We start from the raw sequence: 21,554 nt of genomic DNA on the forward strand, positions 1-21,554 counted from the left end.
TTTAAATGTTAGGTGCTGGGCGCGTGCTCTTTCTTTGCTGCGCGCCGCGCGGCATAGAGACCGAAGGCCAGCGCCGCGATTGCCATGCCCCACCATTGCAGCATGTAGCCGTAGTTGCGCTCGACATCGGTGTCCGGCGCCGGCCAGTCGCGCACCAGCTTGTCGCCATCGTCGCTCAACTGCTGGATCACGAACGGCTGCAGCGGCAACCCGGTCTCCGCAGCGTACGCGCTCACATCCAGATTCTGCCGGATCAACTGGTGCGCGGCCGAGCCGCCCTGCCCCAGTTCGAACGCGCGGGTTGCATCGGCGCGCGCAATGCCTTCGATCTCGATCTGACCTGCCGGCGTGACGTACGGTGCGATAGTGGTGCGATCGGCGATGTTGCGCGGCAACCAGCCGCGATTGACCAGCACGTAACCGCCATCGGCGAGTTTAAAGGGCATCACGACGTAAAAGCCCGGCTGGTCGTTATACGGGCGATTGTCGAGATACACCACCTTGTCGGCGACGAAGCTGCCGCGTGCGCGCACCCGGTGAAACTCGATATCCTTCAGCGCAACCGGCGCGCCGCTGAGCGGCTCGGCCGGCGCGTTTTCGAACTGCGTGATGTGGGCCTGCAGAGCCTCTTTCTGATGCGCGCGATCGCGCTGCCAGAAACCCAGCCGCACCGTCACCGCCACGACGATCAGGATCAGCAGTGCCGGCAACCAGCGGATCTTCATCGTGCCGGCCCCAGGGCCATACGCGGCGCAACGCACGGTGCGATAATAACCATCTTGCCTTTGCGCTCCTGAATTTCAGCTGATTTCATGCACATTATCGTTCCCATCGCCTTTGCCCTGATCATTGCCAGTATGGCCTCGGCGCTGTACTTCATGATGCACGACAAGGGCAAGACGAAACGCATGGTCTGGTCGCTGGCCACTCGCGTGGGCCTGTCGATCTCGCTGTTCCTCTTCATCCTGTTTGCTCACTGGATGGGGTGGATCCAGTCGACCGGCATTCCTTACGGCCGCTAAGCCATGCTCATAGGCGGCGCGATTGAGCGCCCGCCAGAAGCAAAACGCCGCCCTGACAGGGTCGAGGGCGGCGCTGCATCAGCCTGCATACTACTCGTGGGCTCCGCCGCTTGCAGCGAACCCGGCAATCCAGACGCCTGCGCGTAGCGGGTAACAATGACCGCGCGCAGGCCCGTCAAGCTTTACAGCCAGTACACGACAACGTACAGCCCGAGCCACACCACGTCCACAAAGTGCCAGTACCAGGCCGCCCCTTCAAAGGCGAAGTGGTGATCCGCCGTGAAGTGGCCGCGGATCACACGCACCAGCACCACCGTCAGCATCGTGCCGCCCAGAAACACGTGGAAGCCGTGGAAGCCGGTCAGCAGGAAGAACGTCGAACCATACACGCCTGAGGCCAGCGTCAGGTTCAGTTCGTTGTACGCGTGGTAGTACTCGAAACCTTGCAGGAACAGGAAGCACAGTCCCAGCAACACCGTCGCGGCCAGCCACGCAATGGTCTTGTTGCGATGGTTCTCGCGCAGCGCATGGTGAGCCACCGTCAGCGTCGCGCCCGAGGACAGCAGCAACGCCGTGTTGATGGTCGGCACCGGCCACGGTTGCATCGACTTGAAGTGGGACACGAGCGTTGCCGGTCCGATGTTCGGCCACACCGCCGTGAAGTCAGGCCAGATGAGCTTGTAGTCGAGGCTGCCCAGTTCATGCAGCGCAATTTCACGGGCGTAGAACAGCGCGCCGAAAAACGCGCCGAAGAACATGACTTCGGAGAAGATGAACCAGCTCATGCTCCAGCGGTACGACTTGTCGACGTTCTTGCCGTACATGCCACCTTCGGATTCGGAGATCGCGTCGCCGAACCAGTGCCACAACGTGTAGAGCAGCCACAACAAACCGGCGAGCACCGTAATCGGCGCCCAGCTTTCGCCGTTGATCCAGGCCGCAAGCGATGACAGCATGACCAGCAGCCCGATGGCCGCGCTGATCGGATGCCGCGACGGATGCGGTACGAAATAGTACGGGCTCTCGTTTTGACCGCTCATTCTTGATTCTCCACTTCAGTCCAGTTGTTCCGCTCGATCCGGATGGGTCCGGCTGTCTCTCCGGCGGTGCGTCGATACCGCACCGCTTCACTCTAATTTCGGGGCTGTGTCCGGCCCGGTGCTGCCGCTTTTGCTGTTTCCCTCTACTGCGCGCCGGGCGCCTTAGCCCACCACCGCGCGTACCACCAGAATCAGGATGCCGATAAAAATCGCCGCACCGATCAGCGCCGCCGCCAGCACGTGGAGCGGATTGAGCTGGGTGGCGTCCGATTCCAGGTCGCGCCGTTTGCGCACGCCGAAAAACGCCCAGAACACGGCTTTCATCGACTGGCCGAAGCTGCCTTTCCCTGCAGCAGGGCCACCACCGCTACCGCCGTTGTCACTCATTGCGCAATCGTCTTCAGGAGAAAAAGCTCCGCTTGACGAAGATACCCACGAAAAACGCAGCGGCGATGGCCAGCATGAGCAAACCGAGCCGCAGGTTGCCCGCGCGGATTTCCTCAGGCGTACGTCGTTGTAGTGGATTCCGGGTCATGCTGGAGTTTCTCGGTACTTCACCAATGGAGCGTCGCTCTGCCACTTTAAGACTTCGCGGCGCTACGCCTTCGTTGCACCCGGTCCGGCTTGCGCCAGGACCAGGCCTATCGCGATGCAACCACGCTTACTCGACCGTCGGCGGGTTTTCGAACGTGTGAAACGGAGCCGGGCTCGGCACGGTCCATTCGAGGCCCGTTGCGCCATCCCACGGCTTGTCGCTCGCCTTCTCGAGTTCGCCACCGCCGCGGTACGCCGGCAGGGCAACCGCAAACAGGAAGTACACCTGAGCGAGGCCGAAGCCGAACGCGCCGATGGTGATGACCTGGTTCCAGTCGGTGAACTGCGCCGGGTAGTCTGCGTAACGACGCGGCATGCCTGCGAGACCCACGAAGTGCATCGGCAGGAAGGCGAGGTTAAAGAAGATCATCGAGGCCCAGAAGTGGATCTTGCCGCGCGTCTCGTTGTACATCCAGCCGGTCCACTTCGGCGACCAGTAGTACCAGCCGGAGAAGAGCCCGAACAGCGAGCCCGCCACCAGCACGTAGTGGAAGTGCGCCACCACGAAGTAGGTGCCGTGATACTGGATGTCGAGCGGCGCCATGGCGAGCATCAGGCCCGTCAGACCGCCGAACGTGAACACGAACAGGAAGCCCACCGCGAACAGCATCGGCGTTTCGAAGGTCAGCGAACCGCGCCACATCGTGGCCACCCAGTTGAACACCTTCACGCCGGTCGGCACGGCAATCAGCATGGTGGCGTACATGAAGAACAGCTGGCCCGTCACCGGCATGCCGGTGGCGAACATGTGGTGCGCCCAGACCATGAACGACAGGATCGCGATCGACGACGTGGCGTACACCATCGAGCTATAGCCGAACAGCGGCTTGCGCGAGAACGCCGGAATCACCTGCGAGACGATCCCGAACGCCGGCAAGATCATGATGTAGACCTCGGGGTGCCCGAAGAACCAGAAGATGTGCTGGTACATCACCGGGTCGCCGCCGCCCGCTGCGTTGAAGAACGAGGTGCCGAAGTGGCGGTCGAACAGCAGCATGGTGATCGCACCGGCCAGAACCGGCATCACGGCAATCAGCAGGTAAGCGGTGATGAGCCACGTCCAGACGAACATCGGCATCTTCATCAGCGTCAGGCCCGGCGCGCGCATGTTCAGGATCGTCACGACGATGTTGATCCCGCCCATGATCGACGAGGCGCCCATCAAGTGGACCGCGAAAATCGCGAAGTCCATGCCCGGTCCCATCTGCGTGGAGAGCGGCGCGTACAGCGTCCAGCCCGCAGCGGTTGCCCCGCCCGGCGCGAAGAACGAACCCACCAGCAGCACCGCCGCCACCGGCAGCAGCCAGAAGCTGAAGTTGTTCATGCGGGCGAAGGCCATGTCCGACGCGCCGATCTGCAGCGGCACCATCCAGTTCGCGAAGCCGACGAAGGCCGGCATGATCGCGCCGAACACCATGATCAGGCCGTGCATCGTGGTCAACTGGTTGAAGAACTCGGGGCGCATGATCTGCAGGCCCGGCTCGAACAGTTCGGCACGGATCAACAGCGCCATCACGCCCCCGGACAGGAACATGGTGAACGAGAAGATCAGGTACAGCGTACCGATATCCTTGTGGTTCGTGGCATACAGCCAGCGACGCCAGCCATGCGGCGTCCCATGCGCATGGGGGTCGCCATGGACGTGCTCGTGGCCCGCAACTACATCGTGTCCAACGCTAGACATGACAATCTCCTAAAGCTAATTCTGCGGTACTGACATGAACACGTCAGGCAGCCGGGCTGATCTGGACTCGCCGGGCTTCTTTGGCGTCGCTACCGCCGGTGACCGTTTCCGGTTTCTTCAAAATAATATGGTCTTCGGCAATGCCGGCCGCCTTCAGCGCATCGCGCACGGCTTCCGCGCGGCTCTTGGCCAGCTTCGCGTTGACCTCGGCCGAGCCGGTTGCATCAGTAAAACCCGACAGCGTGAACTTCGCATCCGGATGCGCCTTGGCGTAGTCCGCAGCCGCGTCGACCGCTGCCTTCGCGTCGTCCGGCAGCGTGCTCTTGCCGGTTTCGAAGTAGACGTTGGCCGGCAATGCGGCTTGCGGTTGCGACGCCGCGCTGTCCGAACCGCCGGCGGCCGGGGCCGCACCGCTGGCGGCGCCTGAGTCGGAGGCTGCGGCGGCGCCGCTCGCGCCTGCCGCTGCATCCGCAAGGTGGTCGCCGCCTTCCGGCAGCTTGCCGTTGCGAGCGTCCGCCACCTGCTTCGGCTGGAGAATGTCGCCCGTGTGGTTGCCCCACGAGTTGCGCTCGAAGGTGATAACAGACGCGATTTCAACGTCGTTCAGCGTGGGCGCCCACGACGGCATCACGTTCTTACCCTTCAGCACGATGCTCACGTGTTGCGCGATCGGGCCGTTGGCGATCTTGCTGCCGTCGAGCGCCGGGAACGCGCCTGCACCCTTGCCGGTGGGCTGGTGGCAGACCGCGCAGTTCGACGCGTAGACCTTGCCGCCGCGCTCCATCAACTCGGCCATGGTGTAGGTCTTGTTCGGATCGTCAGCGCCGGCGGCCATTTTCTTCTTCTGGTCGTCGACCCACTTTGCATAGTCGTCAGCCGAAAGCACTTCGACCACGACCGGCATGAAGGCGTGTTCCTTGCCGCACAGTTCGGTACAGAAGCCGCGGAAGGTGCCGGTCTTGTCGGCCTTGAACCACGTGTCGCGCACGAAGCCCGGAATCGCATCCTGCTTCACACCGAAGGCCGGCACGTACCAGGAGTGGACCACGTCGTTAGCGGTGGTGATGATGCGGATCTTCTTGTCGACCGGCACCACAAGCGGGTTGTCGACTTCCTGCAGATACGTATCGGAGATGGGCTGCTGGCCGTCTGTTTCGGCGCGCGGCGTGCTGAGGGTGGACAGGAAGCTGATGCCTTCGCCCGGACCCTTCACGTAGTCGTAGCCCCACTTCCACTGATAGCCGGTCACCTTGATGGTGAGATCGGAGTTCGTGGTGTCCTTCATCGCCACGACCGTTCTGGTGGCGGGGAGCGCCATCAGCACGACGATGATGAATGGGACGATCGTCCAGATAATTTCGACGGTGGTGCTTTCGTGGAAATGGGAGGCTTTGTGGCCTTTCGACTTGCGGTGAGCGAAGACCGAATAGAACATCACGCCGAACACGCCCACGAAGATCACCGTACAAAGGATCAACATGAAGGTGTGCAGGTGATAGAGCTCCTCAGCGATAGCGGTTGCAGGCGGCTGGAGGTTGATCTCGTTGACGGCGGGGCCGCCCGGACTGTCGCCTACTGCCAGCGCAGCGCCGGCAAAGAGCAGCCCGGTAAGCGCCAGCCCGCCCATGAGGGCTCGCTTGATTGTTTTCATAGCTTCCTTACCCAAATTTTCCATTCAAACCCTCGACCCCGCTGGAAGGCTGTCTCGCGCGCCCCCTGAACGGCGCGAGCCTCAAAGCGTCTTAACAACGCCTGAGCCACATGCGCAATTCGCCTGCAAATTGCGCGCGCCGATACTGCGCGAGGTGTTGCCCGATCATGATCGTCTGGCCACGCGAGACCAGTTTGATGTGGTCACGCGGCGTTGCGCCCGGCTCAATCTGCACCCAGCGTGGATTGAATTCGAACTGCGTGACTTGCTCCGCACTAACCCGTTCGATCACGAGCCGGTTCGGAAACAGCCTGATGCGTTCGTAGTCCACAGCATGACGCGCGTATATTGCAAAAGCGATACCGACCGCCAGCAACTCGATGCCGGTGAACGGCAACACCAGCCAGGCGCCGATCAGATCCAGCATGAAAGCGATTACCAGCGAGACCACCGCAAGCGACAGATAGAAGCATACAAACTGCTTAGGGGACACCGAACAGTTGCGTTTCATCGTCCAGTCCTTGAGGACCGGTTCCGACTCCGCCAGCAGATCAGATGACGCCATCGCTGTCTCCTGCGAGTTGCCTCTTAACCTTGCCTGTTGCTCAGTTCGTGCCGCCCTGCCCTGCTGTCCAGCCCCTCGGGCCTGCCGCCGCGGAAGTGGGAACTCCGAGCGACAAACTGACGCATTATAGGCGCGTTCAATGGCATCCACAAGCAACGGCCTATCGGCCTGGAAGCCAGGCCTGACAAGCCTCTGCGCCATTTTGACGCGCCTCGGGAGGCACTTTTGCCCCCGTAATTTCAGGCATAACAGATGCCCTCTTTCCGCCTCAACGATTCTTCGACGGGCCGCGTCCAATGTCTTCGAGACGCACGATTCCGTGTCCTTCCGCGGTCATGCGCGGCACCGCTTTCCAGGCATGTCCGTAGATCACCTCGAAGGTCAAAGGAAGCGTGCCGTCGGCACGGCGGCGCGCTTCCAATGCCCCGAGCAGCGCCTTGTGCAGACGCCGTGCGGCCGGGTTGTCCGACTCGCGCTGGAACGGGTAAGCGCCCCAGCGGCGCACATCCGCAAGCAGGGACTGCGGCGACTTATAGGTGATCGTGATCGTCTCCTGGTCCATCACCGGGATTTCAAAGCCGCTCTCCACCAGCATATCGCCCAGATCGTGCATGTCGACAAAATCGATCACATGCCTGGCGGACGGCACCCCGTGCGCGGCCTCCACTTCGGCATAAGCGCCGCGCAACTCCTTCAGTGTATCGGGACCGAGCGTGCTGAACATCAGTAGACCTCCTACCTTGAGCACGCGCTGCCACTCTGGAAACACCAGATCGGGCCGCGAGTGCCAGTGCAAGGCGAGGTTCGACCAGATGAATTCGAATGCGCCGGCCACAAACGGCAAGGCCGAGAAATCGGCCTGGGCGAAGCGCGGACCGCGCGCGCCCAGCGCCTTGCCGATCGACGCCGGCAGAAAGCGCCGCCAGCTCGTGTCGCCGGCGTCGTGCCGCAGCGCGCGGCCGAGCATCGCCTGCGAAAGGTCGGTGCCGAACACGGGCGCCTCCGGAAAGCGCTCGCGCAGGCCCGGCAGGTCGTCGCCCGCGCCGCAGCCCGCATCGAGGACGCTGGCCGGGTTGACCTTGATGTAGTCGAGGCGCTCGCGCATGCGCTGGGCGATCTCGCGCGGCAGGAATGCAACCTCGTCGAAAGTCGCGGCGCGGCGGTCGAAAATCCGCTGAAGGCGCCGGGAATCATAGGCCGGACGGCTAGTTTTTGCGGGAGATGGGGACATGGGAGACACACGGACGAAGAGCTCGAAGTATACTCGCTCGCTCCCCTCCATTCAGCGCAGGAGGCCTTCGCGGGCGGCCCACCGATGCGATTTCCGGCATCTCGTTCTTCACCTTGCGGCCGGCTTGCAGAGTTTGCAACCCGGCTCGGTTCGTCATGGCCGCGCCTCGCTCACGCCGCCCTGCCGAACCTCTGCGCGTTATGCGGCAATTTGTCGCAGAGCACGCTGTGCAGTGGGTGCGACGAGGCTTATGCGAATGAAACGCGTCTGCGCTGCACAGTTTGCGCGGTGCCGTTATCGCGTTCGCGCCGTGATCTGCGCGCGGGCTATCGCTGTGCGGATTGCGTTGCTACGCCGCCGCCGTTCGAGGCCACGCTGGCCCTGGCCGACTACCGCGCGCCGCTCGACACACTCGCTGTGGGCCTGAAATTTCGCGCCCGGCTGATGCTGGCCGACGAGTTCGCGCAGCGGCTCGCCCGCCTCGCAGACGATATGCTCGACGCATCGCACTGGCCCGACGTGATCGCGCCCGTACCGCTGGCGGCGAAGCGCCTCGTCGAACGCGGTTACAACCAGGCATGGCAGATTGCGAAGCCGCTTGGCCGCGCGCTGCGAGTGCGCAGCGACGCTACGCTGCTCGCGCGGGTGATCGAGACGGCGCCGCAGTCGCGGCTCGATCTGGATGCGCGCCGCCAGAACGTCGGCCGGGCGTTCCGGGTCAACGCGCCGGTGCATGGCCTGCACGTGGCCGTCGTCGACGATGTGATGACCACCGGCGCCACCCTCGAAGCGCTCGCGCATGCGCTGAAGGCGGTCGGCGCCCGGCGCGTAACCAACTTCGTCGCCCTGCGCACGCCGAAAAACTAGTTTCCACTGGCTCACATCATGTTTAACGTCGTTCTCGTCGAACCCGAAATTCCGCCGAACACCGGCAACGTCATCCGCCTGTGCGCCAATACCGGCGCCAGCCTGCATCTGATCGAACCGCTCGGCTTCCCGCTCGACGACGCCAAGATGCGGCGCGCCGGGCTCGACTATCACGAGTACGCCCAGATGCATGTGCATGCCGATTGGGCGGCGTTCGTGGCCAGCGAATCGCCTGATCCGGCGCGCATGTTCGCGTTCACCACGCGCGGCTCCGGCGCATTCCACTCGCATGCGTTCCTGCCTGGCGACTGGTTCGTGTTCGGCGCGGAGACGCGCGGCCTGCCCGCTAGCGTGCTGGAACAGTTCGCCACTGAACAGCGGGTGCGCCTGCCGATGCGCCCCGGCAACCGCAGCCTGAATCTGTCGAACACGGTCGCGGTGGTGGTGTTCGAGGCGTGGCGTCAAGCCGGCTTCGAAGGCGGCGCCTGACGGCGCCCGGCCAGCGCGGCGAGTTGAGTCTGATAGCGCGCGAACATCGCGTCGTCGAAGCAGGCGAACAGCACGCGCTCGATGGACGGCACGCGCGGCAACGTCTCGAGCACCACGTCGAGCGCAATCCGTACCGCGTCATCCGCAGGAAAACGGTAGACGCCGCAACTGATGGCGGGAAACGCAATGCTCTTGCAGTGCGCCTCGCCCGCGAGTTCGAGCGAGCGCCGGTAGCACGACCCCAGCAATTCGGCCTCGCCTCGGCCGCCGCCGTGCCAGACCGGACCCACTGCATGGATGACGTGTTTGGCCGGCAACTGATAGCCGGCGGTGATTTTTGCGTCGCCCGTGGCGCAGCCGCCGAGCGTCTCGCACTCGCGTAACAGCGCACGCCCCGCCGCGCGATGGATCGCACCGTCTACGCCCCCGCCGCCCAGCAGCGAGGTATTCGCCGCGTTGACGATCGCGTCGAAGGCCAGCGTCGTGATGTCGACGACGCGCGCTTCGAGCGAACAATGACCTGATGTGAGCATGGGGAACCTCGCCATCCGAAACGTCGATAAGACGTGGACAGCGAAGGGAGGGCAAGCGTTCAGCGGAGCAGACCGGCGCTCGAAACCGCGCCCGTCTCGCGCTGAACGAATGCCTTATTCGGCTTTGGCGTCGCGCCGCAACAGCGCGCTAACGGCATCGCGTGCAGCGACACCGTCGAACAGCACCGCGCAAACGGCCTGAGTGATCGGCATCTCGATCGAGTGAGCCCGTGCGATCGCCAGCACGGCTTGCGCACAACGCACGCCTTCTGCCACATGACCGAGGCCGCCGAGGATGTCGTCCAGGGTGCGTCCCGAAGCCAGTTGCAGACCCACCGTCCGATTGCGCGACAGGTCACCGGTGGCCGTCAGAATCAGGTCGCCGAGGCCGGTGAGCCCGGTAAACGTTTCCGCCCGGCCGCCAAGCGTCACGCCAAGGCGCGACATTTCGGCAAGACCGCGCGTGATCAGCGCGGCGCGTGCATTAAGCCCAAGCCCGAGCCCGTCGGCAATGCCCGTGGCGATGGCCAGCACGTTCTTCACCGCACCGCCCACCTCCACGCCGACGAGGTCGTCGCCCGTATAGATGCGCATGGCGCCGTGATGAAACGCCGCCACGGTCCGCTCGCGGCAAGCCGCCGAGGCACTGGCGATAGTCAGCGCAACCGGCAAGCCCTGCCCCACTTCGCGTGCAAAACTGGGGCCCGACAGCACGCCATTGCTGGCGTGACCGGCCAGCTCGGCGGCGACCACCTGATGCGGCAGCAACTGCGTATCCGCTTCGAAGCCCTTGCAGAGCCAGACCACGTGAGCCGGCACCTTGCCGGCGTCGCGCATTGCCCGAAACAAGCCGCGCAGGCCCGCCACCGGCGTGGCGACGACGCATAGCGCGTCGTCCGCGAGTCCATGACTGAGCGCCGTGCCAAGATCCGCTTCGTAGCGAAGCCCGGCCGGCAAAGCAACGCCCGCCAGATAGCGGGCGTTTTCCTGCGCGGCGGCAAGCTCGGCGACCAGCGCCGGTTCACGCGCCCACAGCACCGTATCGTGCCGCACGGCCAGATGGCCCGCGAGAGCGGTGCCCCATGCACCAGCGCCGAGAACGGCGACTTTCATACCCGGCACTGCGCGCGACGCTTAGTGCGTGACGCCGTTCTGCGCCGCACCGTCTTGCGAGCCGAGCTGCGCGAGACGTTGCTCGTACAGGGCCTGGAAGTTGATTTCGGCGAGGTGGATCGGCGGGAAACCGGCGCGCGTGATCGCGTCGGCGATGTTCGAGCGCAGATACGGGAACAGGATCGTCGGGCACGCGATGCCGACCAGCGGGTCGATCTGCTCAGCCGGAATATTGCGGATGTCGAAAATACCAGCCTGCTTGGCTTCGATCAGGAACGCCACCTTGTCCGACACCTTGGCCGTCACGGTACCCGTGACGAGGATTTCGAACACGGTGTCGGCAAGGCGCTCGGCCTTCACGTCGACTTCCACTTCGACCGACGGCATTTCCTGTTCAAGGAAGATGGCCGGCGAATTCGGCTGCTCGAGCGACATGTCCTTCAGGTAGATGCGCTGGATGTTGAAGAACGGCTGGTTATTCTCGTCGGACATGATTGGGTATTCCCTGAATATGGTCATTTCGGCGCGCCATGCTTCCATGACGTGCCGGATCGGTGCGATACGCGCCGCCCACCGCGGGCGTCGACGAACCGGCTTGTTTTGGTACTGTTTTGCTTGCTCGCGGCCGTCTGAGCAACCTCAGCAAACGTCGGGCCGCCGGCAAGGCAGCCGCGAGGCTGCCTCTTCAGCAGGCACGCTCAGGCTGCTTCGAGCAGCGGCATCAGGCCGCCCGCGCGATCAAGCGCGGAAAGGTCATCATAGCCGCCCACGTGCGTCTCGCCGATGAACACCTGAGGAACCGTGCGACGACCCGTGCGGCTCATCATTTCTTCACGCCGGGCCGGGTCTTTGTCGATCAGCACCTTTTCGACGTTCTCGACGCCGCGCGACTTTAAAAGACGTTCGGCCATCTGGCAATACGGACACACCTGGGTGCTGTACATGATTACCTTGTTCACTTCGCTGCTCCTTGTTTCACAACCGGCATGCCGGCTTGCTGCCAGGCGTTCAGGCCGCCTTCGAGCACATGGACTTCGGCATAGCCCGCGTCCTGCACGACGCGTACCGCCTTGTTCGACTGCTGGCCGGTCTGGCAGACCAGCAGCACCGGGTTGCTCTTGTTCTTCACGAGCTGGCCGACCTTCGCCTGCAACTCGGCAAACTCAAGATGCCGGGCCGCGGGCAGATGACCGTTGGCGAACTCCGCCGACGGCCGCAGGTCGATGACTACAGCGTTGCGGCGGTTGATCAGCTGGGTGGCTGCGGCTGCGGTCAGGCCGCCGCGGCCCCGGCGGCTGATGGTCGGCCACAGGAGCAACCCACCGGAGATGAGGACGATCGCGATGAGTACAAGGTTTGTGTAATCGGTGAAGAACTTCACGGAAAATCCGCCGAAAAAGAGAGAAATCGGAATGAGGCAATCCTGCCATTATAAAATAACCGACTGACGCGATGGCGACGGCCCATTTGGCCGTGTCCGCCGCGCTTTACCGCTTCCTTACTACCGACCGGCCATCTTATGTACAAACTCGTTCTCATCCGCCACGGCGAATCGACGTGGAACAAGGAAAACCGCTTCACGGGCTGGGTCGACGTCGACCTGACCGAGCAGGGCAATCGTGAAGCGCAGCAGGCGGGCGTGCTGCTGAAGGAATCGGGCTACACGTTCGACATCGCCTACACGTCGGTCCTGAAGCGCGCCATCCGCACGCTGTGGCACGTGCAGGACCAGATGGACCTGATGTACCTGCCGGTGGTCCATTCGTGGCGCCTCAACGAACGCCACTACGGCGCGCTGTCGGGCCTGAACAAGGCGGAGACCGCCGCGAAGTTCGGCGACGAGCAGGTGCTGGTCTGGCGTCGCAGCTACGACACGCCGCCGCCCGCGCTCGACCCGTCGGACGAACGCACCGCCTACAACGACCCGCGCTACGCCAAGGTGCCGCGCGAGCAGTTGCCGCTCACCGAGTGCCTGAAGGATACCGTGGCGCGCGTGCTGCCCATGTGGAACGAGTCGATTGCGCCCGCCATCAAGTCCGGCCGCAAGGTGGTGATCGCCGCGCACGGCAACTCCATCCGCGCGCTGGTGAAGTACCTCGACAATATCTCGGACGACGACATCGTCGGCCTGAACATCCCGAACGGCGTGCCGCTCGTGTATGAACTGGACGAGAACCTGAAGCCCATCAAGCACTACTACCTGGGCGACCAGGAAGCCATCGCGAAGGCCCAGGCGGCCGTCGCGAAGCAAGGCAAGGCGGGCTAAGGCCGGCGTGCGGCGTATGGCGCAAGGGCCTGCGCCGCTCGTTTGGGCTCCTGAGCGGCCTGCGCGAAGGTGCGCTTTGGCCTTTTCACAAGCCTCGCAGGCCGCCCTGCTTGCCCTGGCATTGGCCACATAAAGCGCAATACAACACTGCAGGAAACACGCTGTGTGCTCCGGCCCAAAGCGGCCGGGGTGCGCAGCGCAAGGCTCGCTGCCGGGGCCGGACAGCATCCGTTCACGCCGTTACCGCACATTTCTTCTCCACCCCAGCGCAAATCCCCAGAACCTGGCACGCCACGCGCTGTCGAACTGCGATTACTATGCTGTGCACTGCCTGAGCGGGTGTGCAGTTATACTTGTCCGTCCCCATCTCTTTGACGCTGCCACGCGCTTCCGACCGCAACAGACTCTATGCGAAAGAACCTGAAAAATATCGGCCTGATTGCCGCGGGCCTTGCTACCGGCGTTTTTGCAACATTGCAACTTTCCGCCTCGGCCCAGCAACCCGCCAGCAGCGCGGTCGCCCCGCTGCCGCTCGATCAGTTGCGACTCTTTGCCGAAGTTTTCGGACAGATCAAGCACGAATATGTCGAACCGGTCGACGACAAGAAGCTCCTCACGGCCGCTATCAAGGGCATGGTGTCGAGCCTCGACCCGCACTCGTCGTATCTCGACAAGACCGATTACGAAGAACTGCAGGAACAGACCAAGGGCCGCTTCGCGGGCCTCGGTATTGAGATCTCGTCGGAAGACGGCCTGATCAAGGTGATCTCGCCGATCGAAGACACGCCTGCGTTCCGCGCCGGCATCCGTCCGGGCGACCTGATCACGCGTATCAACGACAAGCCGGTGCGCGGCATGACGCTCGACCAGGCCGTCAAGCAGATGCGCGGCGACCCGGGCACCAAGGTCACGCTGACCATCTTCCGCAAGACCGACGACCGCACCTTCCCGCTCACGGTCACGCGCGCCATCATCAAGGTGCAGAGCGTGAAGATGAAGATTCTGGCGCCGGGTTATGCGTACATCCGCATCACCAGCTTCCAGGAACGCACCACGCCCGATCTGGCTGAAAAGCTCCAGGAAATCGCGCGTCAACAGCCGAACCTGAAGGGTCTCGTGCTCGACCTGCGTAACAACGGTGGCGGTCTGTTGCAGAGCGCGGTCGGTGTGGCCGGCGCCTTCCTGCCGCCGGATTCGGTGGTGGTGTCCACTAACGGTCAGATCCCGGATTCGAAGCAGGTCTATCGCGACACCTACGACAACTACCGTCTGCCGTCGTTCGACAGCGATCCGCTGAAGGACGAAGCGCCGATCTTCAAGACCGTGCCGATGATCGTGCTGACCAACGCCTACTCGGCGTCGGCGTCGGAAATCGTTGCCGGTGCGCTGCAGGATCAGCATCGTGCGCTGATCGTCGGCAAGACGACCTTCGGCAAGGGCTCGGTGCAAACGGTGCGTCCGATGACGGCCGACACCGCGCTGCGCCTGACCACGGCGTACTACTACACGCCGAGCGGCCGTTCGATCCAGAACAAGGGCATTCGCCCGGATGTCGCGGTGGATCAATACGCGGACGGCGATCCGGACGACGCACTCGTGACGCGCGAAGTGGATTATTCGAACCACCTGGCGAACACGCAGGATCCGAACGAGAAGAAAGAACAGGAACAGCGCGAGCAGGACCGCATGGACCAGTTGCGGGTGCTTGAAGAGCAGAACGACAAGAAGACGCCGGAACAACGCCAGAAGGACCGCGACCGTAAGCCGGTCGAGTTCGGCTCGGCCGACGACTTCATGCTGCAGCAAGGCCTGAACAAGCTGGAAGGCAAGCCGGTGCAGGAGTCGAAGTCGCTCTCCGAACGCCGTCTCGCGCAGAACAAGCCGGAGCAATCCGCTTCGGCCCCGGTGGCAGTCAAGCCGACCACGCCGGTTCCGGGCATGGGCGCATCGGCTGCAGAACCGGCGTCGGCGCCGGTGCCGGCTTCGCAAAGCAACTAAGCAGCACGCCTCACCTCAAGGACCTTCGCAGCACGCGCTGCGAAGGTCTTTTCCCAGCGCGATTAAAATAACCCGAACGAAAACTCGCGCAGCAGGCCATTCCTGACCTTGTCCCGTAGACGGTTGGCCGGTCTGCAGTTACCGCGCGACTCACCTCTGCGCCCCGCCATGAACGACGATCAACTGCTCCGCTATTCCCGCCATATCCTCGTCGACGAACTCGGCATCGAGGCTCAGCAGCGTTTTCTCGATGCGCATGCAATCGTCGTCGGCGCCGGCGGACTAGGCTCGCCGGCGGCGATGTATCTGGCCGCGGCCGGGGTCGGCAAGCTCACGCTGGTCGACGCCGACACGGTCGATCTCACCAACCTGCAGCGCCAGATCCTGCACGTGACGGCGTCGGTGGGTCGCAGCAAGGTCGAATCCGGTCGCGACGCGATCGCGCAACTCAATCCCGAGGTGGTGGTGGATGCGGTCGCGCAGCGCGTCGACGATGCCTGGCTCGACGCGGCTGTGCCGCAAGCGACCGTCGTGCTCGATTGCACGGATAACTTCGCGACACGGCACGCCATCAACCGCGCGTGCTTTGCGCACCGCGTGCCGCTTGTGTCAGGTGCGGCGCTGCGCTTTGACGGGCAGATCAGCACGTTCGACTTCCGCGACGCCGCGTCGCCCTGCTACGCGTGCGTGTTTCCGGAAGATCAACCGTTCGAGGAAGTGGCCTGTTCGACCATGGGTGTGTTTGCGCCGACCGTGGGGATCATCGGCGCGATGCAGGCCGCCGAGGCACTGCGTGTGATTGCCGGCATCGGCACGCCGCTGGTGGGTCGCCTGATGATGCTCGACTCGCTGCGCATGGAGTGGAATACGATGCGCGTCGCGCGCCAGCCGGATTGCCCGGTGTGCGGCGCGGCGCATCGTAGTTAAGTTTCAAGCAGGAGGACGTTCCCTCGCGCGCACGCGGCGAGGGAGCCGACACTCAAACCAGCGCCACCCGCTTCAAGGCCGCCTGCACCTCTTCGGGCTCGAACGACGCCAGCACATCCGCCACCGGCTTCTCCAGCGTCTTCACATGCGAGCGCAGGATCTCCTGCTTCACGACCAGCAACTGGCTCGGGTGCATGGAAAACTCGGTGAGCCCCATGCCGAGCAACAGACGCGTCAGCGCCGGATCGCCCGCCATTTCACCGCACACCGACACCGGCACACCCGCCCGCTTCGCCTCGCGCAGCGTGAAGGCGATCAGGTGCAGCACCGCCGGATGCAGCGGATCGTACAGATGCGCGACGGCGTTGTCGGCGCGGTCGATCGCCAGCGTGTACTGGATCAGATCGTTGGTGCCGATCGACAGGAAATCGAGCCGCTTCAAAAACAGCGGCAACGCAATCGCCGCCGCCGGGATCTCGATCATCGCGCCGACCTGCACGTTCGGCGCGTAGGCAAGGCCTGCGTCGTCGAGTTGCCGCTTGGCCTCGCGAATCAGGTCGAGCGTCTGATCGATCTCCTGCGCATGCGCGAGCATCGGAATCAGGATCTTCACGGTGCCGAACGCCGACGCGCGCAGGATGGCGCGCAACTGCGTCAGGAACATCTGCGGCTCGGACAGGCTCCAGCGGATCGCCCGCAAGCCCAGCGCGGGATTCGCCGCGGTCTCGTAGCCGTCGCCGCTGTTCATCGAATCGAGCGGCTTGTCCGCGCCCACGTCGATGGTGCGGATCGTCACCGGCAGCCCGTTCATCAGCTCCACGGCCCGCTTGTAGGCCTCGAACTGCTCCTCTTCCGCCGGCAGCTTATCCTTGTGATTCATGAACAGGAATTCCGTGCGGAACAGGCCAATGCCGGTCGCGCCCGCATCCACCGCCGCCTTGGCGTCGTCGGGCAATTCGATGTTCGCGCACAGTTCGATACGCGTGCCGCACAGCGTCTGCGTGGGCGAGAATTTCAGGCGCTGCAGCTTGCGCTGCTCGAGCGCCTTCTCGCTTTGCCGGTACGAATACTCTTCGAGCACGATCGGCGCGGGATCGACGATCACAATGCCGTGGTCGCCGTCGACGATGATCAGATCGTCCTGGCGGATCAACGCGCTCGCGTGCTGCACGCCGACCGCTGCCGGAATGCCGAGGCTGCGCGCGACGATCGCCGTATGCGAGGTGCGTCCCCCCAGATCCGTGACGAAGCCCTGGAAGGTCTGCGTCTTGAACTGCATCATGTCGGCGGGCGCGATGTCGTGCGCGACCACGATCATTTCGTCGCAGGTGCCGTGCACGCTCTCTACAAGGCTCGCCGCCGACGCGCCGGCCAGCGCCTTCAGCACGCGTTCGACCACCTGCTGGATATCGGCTTTGCGCTCGCGCAGATATTCGTCTTCGATGTCGTCGAAGTGGCGCGACAGGCGCTCCAGTTGCTCGGTGAGCGCCCACTCGACGTTATAGCGGCGCGTGCGGATCAGGTCGATGGTTTCCTGGACGAGCATCGCATCGTTCAGGATCATTGAATGAACGTTGATGAACGCGCCCATCTCGCTCGGCGCGTCGGCCGCGAGATCTTCGCGCAATGCGTCGAGCTCCTGATGCACGAGTTGCTGGGCCGAGCGGAAACGCTCGACCTCACCCTCGATCTGGGCAGGTTCGATCAAATAGTGGTCGACGTCGAGTGCAGCCGGGGCGATCAGATAGGCCCGCCCGATGGCAATACCGCGTGACACGGGAATTCCATGCAGCGTGAAGGACACGCGCACCTCCTCTAGTTGTGTGATGCCGCGGTAGACCGCTGCAATGCTCTCAGACCTTGCAAGTCATTATAAATTCCGCAGCCGCTCAGCGCCCGCTTCGACAGTGTGCGCCGCAACACAAATGATTCTGACTGGTTAAAAAAAACGCCGCGGTAGACCGCGGCGTGATAACCCAGACAAACCGGTGTGTGCGGCGCTTTTACTGACCCTCGCCGAATTTATCGGCGATGAGTTTCAGTAGTGAGTCCATCGCTTCCTTTTCGTCGGAGCCTTCGGTCTCGATCAGCACTGTGCTGCCGATACCCGCGGCCAGCATCATCACACCCATGATGCTTTTCGCGTTGATGCGCCGCCCATTGCGGCTCATCCAGATTTCCGCCTGGAAGTTACCCGCGAGTTGCGTCAGTTTGGCCGACGCGCGCGCGTGCAGCCCCAGCTTGTTCACGATAGTCGTTTCCTGTTGCAGCATGTGATGGTCCGAAGCGCGGGTAATGATGTTATGAAAGATGAAACTGAAACCGTATTGAAACCGGATCGAAGACTGATCGAAGCCCTGGCGAAACCGTGGGACACCGTTAAAGGCTCGTCGAGCCCTGCTTGTGGGTGAGATCGGTCTCGGGCGGCATGGCCGGCACGCAATCGCCCATCACTGGCGCGCACGCCGGCGGGGACGAACCCGGAACAATCGCCTGCACACCCTTCGTCGCCCCGGACAGCGCCTTGTCGACGAGCGTGTCGAGCGGCGTGGCGCGGTAGCAGACCGCACGCAGCAGCATCGGCAGATTCACGCCCGCCAGCACACGCACCTGAGGTAGCGTTGCGAGCCGCGCGGCGATGTTCGAGGGCGTCGCGCCAAACATGTCGGTCAGTACGAGTGCGCCGTTCTCTTCCTTGAGCCGCTCGATCTCGGAGTACGCGAATGCGACGACCTCAGCGGGATCGCAATCCGGCGACACGTCGATAACGCCGATACGGGCCGGTAAGCCACCGTAGACGTGCGCGATACAGTCCCTGAGCGCCGTGGCGAGAGGGGCGTGTGCAATGATCAGAATGCCTGCCATGTCAGCCTTGCTGCAAAAAAACGGCCCTGAACCGTGGCCCGGTATGCACCGGGCCGTCATCCCCTCGACCGGCCGATGGTCATGAGGGTCGGATCGGCGTTTCTCGACGCCCGCGCGCCCGGCCTGTTGAGGCCGGCAACGCGTGCGTGCTTCATGCCTGCTTCATCTCTGCGGCTACGCCCCGCACGCCTGCTGGCGATGCTAACCCAAGCGCGGCACCGCTGAAGAGCGGGCATTGTAACAGGCCCATTTTCGCGCTTCCGCCACTTGTTCGCTCAACGTCGTCACTGCTCACTATCCAGCCGCATGCTCCAGCGCGTCGATGAACATCGCGGCAACGTCGAAGCCGGTCTGATCCATGATTTCGCGGAAGCACGTCGGGCTCGTCACGTTCACCTCAGTCAGGTAGTTGCCGATCGCATCGAGGCCCACCAGCAGCAGGCCGCGCGCCGCCAGCACAGGCCCAAGCGTCCCGGCAATCTTGCGATCGTGCTCGGTGAGCGGCTGCGCCACGCCCAGACCGCCCGCCGCCAGGTTGCCGCGCACCTCATTGCCCTGCGGAATGCGCGCGAGCGCGAACGGCACCGGCTGGCCGCCGATCAGCAGGATGCGCTTGTCGCCGTCCTTGATCTCGGGGATGAACTTCTGCGCCATCACCGAACGCGCGCCGTCGTGGCTCAGCATTTCGATGATCGACCCGAGATTCATGCCGTCGGCCTTGACGCGAAACACCCCCATGCCGCCCATGCCGTCGAGCGGCTTCAGGATCACGTCGCCATGCTCGGCGTGAAACGCGCGCAGCCGTGCGGCGTCGCGTGTCACCAGCGTGGGCGCCACGAACTCCGGAAACTCGCCGATCGCAAGCTTTTCCGAGTGATCGCGAATGGCCTGCGGTTTATTGAAGATGCGGGCGCCGCCGCGTTCTGCAAGCTCGAGCAGCCATGTCGACGTCACGTATTCCATGTCGAACGGCGGGTCTTTGCGCATCACCACCGCGCTGAAGCTTTTCAGCGAGCGCGGCGCAGCGGCATCGGCCGCGTACCAGGTCTCGCGATGGCCGTCCGACTGATCGCCGACAATCGCAAAGCGCTGCACGTTCGCCTCGACATCCGCCCCCGTCCACGCCAGGTGTTTCGGCTCGCAGGTGTAGAGCGTGTGACCGCGCCGGGCGGCCTCGGCCATCATCGCGTAGGTCGAATCCTTGTAGATCTTGAAGTGATCCAGCGGATCGGCGATAAACAGAATGTCCATGGGGGTCCTGGTGCGCCCTGATGGGCTTGGCATAGTGCGTTAAACAAGAGCGGCGTGCTGCTCCGCGCCGCCCGTCGGTCAGGCGCAGCTCCGCTGCGCCGCGGTGAAACGCGAGGTCTGGATTCAGACCTGGATGGCTTCCGGATCGGTCTTTTCGAGTTCGACCGACGCGGCCAGCAGTCCGAGGCGCGCCACCACGCCATACATATAGAAACGGTTCGGCGGCGCGGCGCCCGGCTTCGCATGCGCGTCCGGCAACGCCGTGTGCTCGAAGCCGAGCGGCACGAAATGCATGCCCGGCGCATTCAGATTCTGGTCGCGCTCGCGGCTGCCATGGACGCGATAGAAACCGCCCACCACGTAGCGGTCGATCATGTACACGACCGGCTCCGCCACTTCCTCGCCGATGCGCTCGAAAGTGTAAACGCCTTCCTGGACGATCACGTCATGCACCTCGAGGCCGTCCTTGGTGGCGGCCATCTTCGCGCGTTCGCGCTTGGTGAGCGCCGCGACTTCGGAAGCGTCGTGCACGGTCATCACGCCCATGCCATAAGTGCCCGCATCCGACTTGATGACCACATACGGCTTCTCGGAGATGCCGTACTCGCGATACTTCTTGGCAATCTTCTTCAGCACGCCGTCGATCGCATCGGCGAGCGCCTGTTCGCCGGTACGCTCCTGGAAATCCACGCCTTCGACATGCGCGAAGTACGGATTGATCATCCACGGATCGATCTCGACCATCTTCGCAAACTTCTTCGCGACGTCGTCATAACAGGAGAAGTGCGTCGATTTGCGCCGTACCGCCCACGCGGCATGCAACGGCGGCAGCAGGTATTGCTCGTGCAGATTTTCGAGGATCGGCGGAATGCCGCCGGAAAGATCATTGTTCAGCAGAATCGAACACGGGTCGAAGTTCTTCAGTCCGAGCCGGCGCGGTGTGCGTTCAAGCGGCTCGAGGACGATCTTCTGACCGTCCGACAGTGCAATGGTGACCGGCCCGACGATGCTTTCGTCGAGCGTGCCGAAACGTACGTTCAGCCCCGCCTGGCGCATGATAGTGGCCAGCCGCGCGACATTCTCCAGATAAAACGCGTTGCGTGTGTGACGCTCCGGAATGACCAGCAGGTTCTTCGCGTCCGGGCAGATTTTTTCGATCGAGGCCATCGCCGCCTGCACGGCAAGCGGCAGCACTTCCTGCGGCAGGTTGTTGAACGCGCCGGGGAACAGATTGGTGTCGACCGGCGCGAGCTTGAAGCCCGCGTTACGCAAATCGACGGAGCAATAGAACGGCGGCGTGTGTTCCTGCCATTCAAGACGGAACCAGCGTTCGATGGCGGGTGTGGCGTCGAGGATCTTCCGCTCGAGATCGAGCAGCGGGCCGTTTAACGCCGTAACTAGGTGCGGAACCATTGATCACTCGCAGACTGGAGAAAAAAGATTGTAGAGCAAACGCTT

The 21,554-nt window shown here is 63.4% G+C and carries 24 protein-coding genes; 6 read left to right on the forward strand and 18 right to left on the reverse strand.

Annotated elements, in window-relative coordinates:
- Positions 1 to 8 precede the first annotated feature (8 nt).
- Positions 9 to 725, reverse strand: coding sequence for an SURF1 family protein (locus P3T42_RS24500; RefSeq protein ID WP_074300893.1), 717 nt, complete (start codon positions 723 to 725; stop codon positions 9 to 11).
- An 87-nt stretch (positions 726 to 812) separates the two neighbouring features.
- Here P3T42_RS24500 and P3T42_RS24505 point away from each other — a divergent pair, with 87 nt between their 5' ends.
- Positions 813 to 1,022, forward strand: a complete 210-nt coding sequence (locus P3T42_RS24505) for a twin transmembrane helix small protein (RefSeq protein ID WP_074300894.1) — start codon at positions 813 to 815, stop codon at positions 1,020 to 1,022.
- A gap of 182 nt (positions 1,023 to 1,204) precedes the next feature.
- On the opposite strand, the gene P3T42_RS24510 is transcribed toward P3T42_RS24505, so the two are convergent.
- From P3T42_RS24510 to P3T42_RS24540, 7 genes are all read right to left on the reverse strand, one after another.
- Positions 1,205 to 2,062, reverse strand: a complete 858-nt coding sequence (locus P3T42_RS24510; protein WP_074300895.1) for a cytochrome c oxidase subunit 3 — start codon at positions 2,060 to 2,062, stop codon at positions 1,205 to 1,207.
- Between the two features lie 162 nt (positions 2,063 to 2,224).
- A complete protein-coding gene (locus P3T42_RS24515) occupies positions 2,225 to 2,449 on the reverse strand; it encodes a DUF2970 domain-containing protein (RefSeq protein WP_429307480.1) in 225 nt (74 codons plus the stop codon).
- A gap of 13 nt (positions 2,450 to 2,462) precedes the next feature.
- Positions 2,463 to 2,597, reverse strand: a complete 135-nt coding sequence (locus P3T42_RS24520; RefSeq protein ID WP_216352739.1) for a cytochrome oxidase small assembly protein — start codon at positions 2,595 to 2,597, stop codon at positions 2,463 to 2,465.
- A gap of 126 nt (positions 2,598 to 2,723) precedes the next feature.
- A complete protein-coding gene (gene ctaD / locus P3T42_RS24525) occupies positions 2,724 to 4,340 on the reverse strand; it encodes a cytochrome c oxidase subunit I (RefSeq protein WP_074300897.1) in 1,617 nt (538 codons plus the stop codon).
- Between the two features lie 43 nt (positions 4,341 to 4,383).
- Positions 4,384 to 6,015, reverse strand: coding sequence for a cytochrome c oxidase subunit II (gene coxB / locus P3T42_RS24530; RefSeq protein ID WP_429307481.1), 1,632 nt, complete (start codon positions 6,013 to 6,015; stop codon positions 4,384 to 4,386).
- 67 nt (positions 6,016 to 6,082) lie between these two features.
- Complete coding sequence (locus P3T42_RS24535; RefSeq protein WP_074300899.1) at positions 6,083 to 6,556, reverse strand: DUF2244 domain-containing protein; 474 nt, start codon at positions 6,554 to 6,556, stop codon at positions 6,083 to 6,085.
- Positions 6,557 to 6,824: 268 nt separating this feature from the next.
- Positions 6,825 to 7,787: a methyltransferase domain-containing protein gene (locus P3T42_RS24540; RefSeq protein ID WP_429307482.1), complete on the reverse strand. Its 963-nt coding sequence runs from the start codon at positions 7,785 to 7,787 to the stop codon at positions 6,825 to 6,827.
- Between the two features lie 84 nt (positions 7,788 to 7,871).
- On the opposite strand from P3T42_RS24540, the gene P3T42_RS24545 reads away from it, so the two are divergent.
- Complete coding sequence (locus P3T42_RS24545) at positions 7,872 to 8,654, forward strand: phosphoribosyltransferase family protein (RefSeq protein WP_429307483.1); 783 nt, start codon at positions 7,872 to 7,874, stop codon at positions 8,652 to 8,654.
- An 18-nt stretch (positions 8,655 to 8,672) separates the two neighbouring features.
- The gene (gene trmL / locus P3T42_RS24550) at positions 8,673 to 9,143 is read left to right on the forward strand and encodes a tRNA (uridine(34)/cytosine(34)/5-carboxymethylaminomethyluridine(34)-2'-O)-methyltransferase TrmL (protein ID WP_429307484.1); all 471 of its coding nucleotides are present in this window, start codon (positions 8,673 to 8,675) and stop codon (positions 9,141 to 9,143) included.
- Here trmL and P3T42_RS24555 read toward each other — a convergent pair.
- From P3T42_RS24555 to P3T42_RS24575, 5 genes are all read right to left on the reverse strand, one after another.
- On the reverse strand, positions 9,116 to 9,676 hold the full coding sequence (locus tag P3T42_RS24555) for an O-acetyl-ADP-ribose deacetylase (protein WP_429307485.1): 561 nt from the start codon (positions 9,674 to 9,676) through the stop codon (positions 9,116 to 9,118). The two genes, trmL and P3T42_RS24555, sit on opposite strands and share 28 nt — an antisense overlap.
- Positions 9,677 to 9,790: 114 nt before the next feature.
- A complete protein-coding gene (locus tag P3T42_RS24560) occupies positions 9,791 to 10,789 on the reverse strand; it encodes an NAD(P)H-dependent glycerol-3-phosphate dehydrogenase (protein WP_074300904.1) in 999 nt (332 codons plus the stop codon).
- A 21-nt stretch (positions 10,790 to 10,810) separates the two neighbouring features.
- Positions 10,811 to 11,281, reverse strand: a complete 471-nt coding sequence (gene secB / locus P3T42_RS24565; protein ID WP_074300905.1) for a protein-export chaperone SecB — start codon at positions 11,279 to 11,281, stop codon at positions 10,811 to 10,813.
- Positions 11,282 to 11,487: 206 nt separating this feature from the next.
- The gene (gene grxC / locus P3T42_RS24570) at positions 11,488 to 11,748 is read right to left on the reverse strand and encodes a glutaredoxin 3 (protein ID WP_074300906.1); all 261 of its coding nucleotides are present in this window, start codon (positions 11,746 to 11,748) and stop codon (positions 11,488 to 11,490) included.
- A complete protein-coding gene (locus P3T42_RS24575) occupies positions 11,745 to 12,170 on the reverse strand; it encodes a rhodanese-like domain-containing protein (protein WP_074300907.1) in 426 nt (141 codons plus the stop codon). Before P3T42_RS24575 ends, grxC begins: the two co-directional genes overlap by 4 nt.
- A 138-nt stretch (positions 12,171 to 12,308) precedes the next feature.
- Here P3T42_RS24575 and gpmA point away from each other — a divergent pair, with 138 nt between their 5' ends.
- From gpmA to P3T42_RS24590, 3 genes are all read left to right on the forward strand, one after another.
- Complete coding sequence (gpmA, locus tag P3T42_RS24580; RefSeq protein WP_074300908.1) at positions 12,309 to 13,055, forward strand: 2,3-diphosphoglycerate-dependent phosphoglycerate mutase; 747 nt, start codon at positions 12,309 to 12,311, stop codon at positions 13,053 to 13,055.
- Positions 13,056 to 13,463: 408 nt separating this feature from the next.
- On the forward strand, positions 13,464 to 15,053 hold the full coding sequence (locus tag P3T42_RS24585) for a S41 family peptidase (RefSeq protein ID WP_074300909.1): 1,590 nt from the start codon (positions 13,464 to 13,466) through the stop codon (positions 15,051 to 15,053).
- A 168-nt stretch (positions 15,054 to 15,221) separates the two neighbouring features.
- The gene (locus P3T42_RS24590; RefSeq protein WP_429307486.1) at positions 15,222 to 15,980 is read left to right on the forward strand and encodes a HesA/MoeB/ThiF family protein; all 759 of its coding nucleotides are present in this window, start codon (positions 15,222 to 15,224) and stop codon (positions 15,978 to 15,980) included.
- A 52-nt stretch (positions 15,981 to 16,032) separates the two neighbouring features.
- Here the strand turns inward: P3T42_RS24590 and ptsP are convergent, their stop codons facing one another.
- From ptsP to gshA, 5 genes are all read right to left on the reverse strand, one after another.
- Positions 16,033 to 17,784: a phosphoenolpyruvate--protein phosphotransferase gene (ptsP, locus tag P3T42_RS24595; protein WP_074301777.1), complete on the reverse strand. Its 1,752-nt coding sequence runs from the start codon at positions 17,782 to 17,784 to the stop codon at positions 16,033 to 16,035.
- A 199-nt stretch (positions 17,785 to 17,983) separates the two neighbouring features.
- The gene (locus P3T42_RS24600) at positions 17,984 to 18,253 is read right to left on the reverse strand and encodes an HPr family phosphocarrier protein (protein ID WP_074300911.1); all 270 of its coding nucleotides are present in this window, start codon (positions 18,251 to 18,253) and stop codon (positions 17,984 to 17,986) included.
- Between the two features lie 106 nt (positions 18,254 to 18,359).
- Positions 18,360 to 18,845 (reverse strand): PTS sugar transporter subunit IIA, encoded by a 486-nt coding sequence (locus P3T42_RS24605; RefSeq protein WP_074300912.1) that lies wholly within the window; start codon positions 18,843 to 18,845, stop codon positions 18,360 to 18,362.
- Between the two features lie 294 nt (positions 18,846 to 19,139).
- The gene (gene gshB, locus P3T42_RS24610) at positions 19,140 to 20,096 is read right to left on the reverse strand and encodes a glutathione synthase (protein ID WP_074300913.1); all 957 of its coding nucleotides are present in this window, start codon (positions 20,094 to 20,096) and stop codon (positions 19,140 to 19,142) included.
- Between the two features lie 123 nt (positions 20,097 to 20,219).
- Positions 20,220 to 21,509 carry a glutamate--cysteine ligase gene (gshA, locus tag P3T42_RS24615; RefSeq protein WP_074300914.1) on the reverse strand — a complete coding sequence of 430 codons (1,290 nt, stop codon included), beginning with the start codon at positions 21,507 to 21,509 and terminating at the stop codon, positions 20,220 to 20,222.
- Between the last annotated feature and the right edge of the window lie 45 nt (positions 21,510 to 21,554).

The sequence above is a fragment of the Paraburkholderia sp. GAS38 genome, assembly GCF_050434965.1.
GTDB classification, from domain to species: Bacteria; Pseudomonadota; Gammaproteobacteria; order Burkholderiales; family Burkholderiaceae; genus Paraburkholderia; species Paraburkholderia phenazinium_A.

Excerpts from the sequence above, each read along its gene's own strand:
- P3T42_RS24500 (WP_074300893.1), bottom strand. The coding sequence starts at position 725 with ATGAAGATCCGCTGGTTGCCGGCACTGCTGATCCTGATCGTCGTGGCG.
- P3T42_RS24505 (WP_074300894.1), top strand. The coding sequence starts at position 813 with ATGCACATTATCGTTCCCATCGCCTTTGCCCTGATCATTGCCAGTATG.
- P3T42_RS24510 (WP_074300895.1), bottom strand. The coding sequence starts at position 2,062 with ATGAGCGGTCAAAACGAGAGCCCGTACTATTTCGTACCGCATCCGTCG.
- P3T42_RS24515 (WP_429307480.1), bottom strand. The coding sequence starts at position 2,449 with ATGAGTGACAACGGCGGTAGCGGTGGTGGCCCTGCTGCAGGGAAAGGC.
- P3T42_RS24520 (WP_216352739.1), bottom strand. The coding sequence starts at position 2,597 with ATGACCCGGAATCCACTACAACGACGTACGCCTGAGGAAATCCGCGCG.
- ctaD (WP_074300897.1), bottom strand. The coding sequence starts at position 4,340 with ATGTCTAGCGTTGGACACGATGTAGTTGCGGGCCACGAGCACGTCCAT.
- coxB (WP_429307481.1), bottom strand. The coding sequence starts at position 6,015 with ATGGAAAATTTGGGTAAGGAAGCTATGAAAACAATCAAGCGAGCCCTC.
- P3T42_RS24535 (WP_074300899.1), bottom strand. The coding sequence starts at position 6,556 with ATGGCGTCATCTGATCTGCTGGCGGAGTCGGAACCGGTCCTCAAGGAC.
- P3T42_RS24540 (WP_429307482.1), bottom strand. The coding sequence starts at position 7,787 with ATGTCCCCATCTCCCGCAAAAACTAGCCGTCCGGCCTATGATTCCCGG.
- P3T42_RS24545 (WP_429307483.1), top strand. The coding sequence starts at position 7,872 with ATGCGATTTCCGGCATCTCGTTCTTCACCTTGCGGCCGGCTTGCAGAG.
- trmL (WP_429307484.1), top strand. The coding sequence starts at position 8,673 with ATGTTTAACGTCGTTCTCGTCGAACCCGAAATTCCGCCGAACACCGGC.
- P3T42_RS24555 (WP_429307485.1), bottom strand. The coding sequence starts at position 9,676 with ATGCTCACATCAGGTCATTGTTCGCTCGAAGCGCGCGTCGTCGACATC.
- P3T42_RS24560 (WP_074300904.1), bottom strand. The coding sequence starts at position 10,789 with ATGAAAGTCGCCGTTCTCGGCGCTGGTGCATGGGGCACCGCTCTCGCG.
- secB (WP_074300905.1), bottom strand. The coding sequence starts at position 11,281 with ATGTCCGACGAGAATAACCAGCCGTTCTTCAACATCCAGCGCATCTAC.
- gpmA (WP_074300908.1), top strand. The coding sequence starts at position 12,309 with ATGTACAAACTCGTTCTCATCCGCCACGGCGAATCGACGTGGAACAAG.
- P3T42_RS24585 (WP_074300909.1), top strand. The coding sequence starts at position 13,464 with ATGCGAAAGAACCTGAAAAATATCGGCCTGATTGCCGCGGGCCTTGCT.
- P3T42_RS24590 (WP_429307486.1), top strand. The coding sequence starts at position 15,222 with ATGAACGACGATCAACTGCTCCGCTATTCCCGCCATATCCTCGTCGAC.
- P3T42_RS24600 (WP_074300911.1), bottom strand. The coding sequence starts at position 18,253 with ATGCTGCAACAGGAAACGACTATCGTGAACAAGCTGGGGCTGCACGCG.
- P3T42_RS24605 (WP_074300912.1), bottom strand. The coding sequence starts at position 18,845 with ATGGCAGGCATTCTGATCATTGCACACGCCCCTCTCGCCACGGCGCTC.
- gshB (WP_074300913.1), bottom strand. The coding sequence starts at position 20,096 with ATGGACATTCTGTTTATCGCCGATCCGCTGGATCACTTCAAGATCTAC.
- gshA (WP_074300914.1), bottom strand. The coding sequence starts at position 21,509 with ATGGTTCCGCACCTAGTTACGGCGTTAAACGGCCCGCTGCTCGATCTC.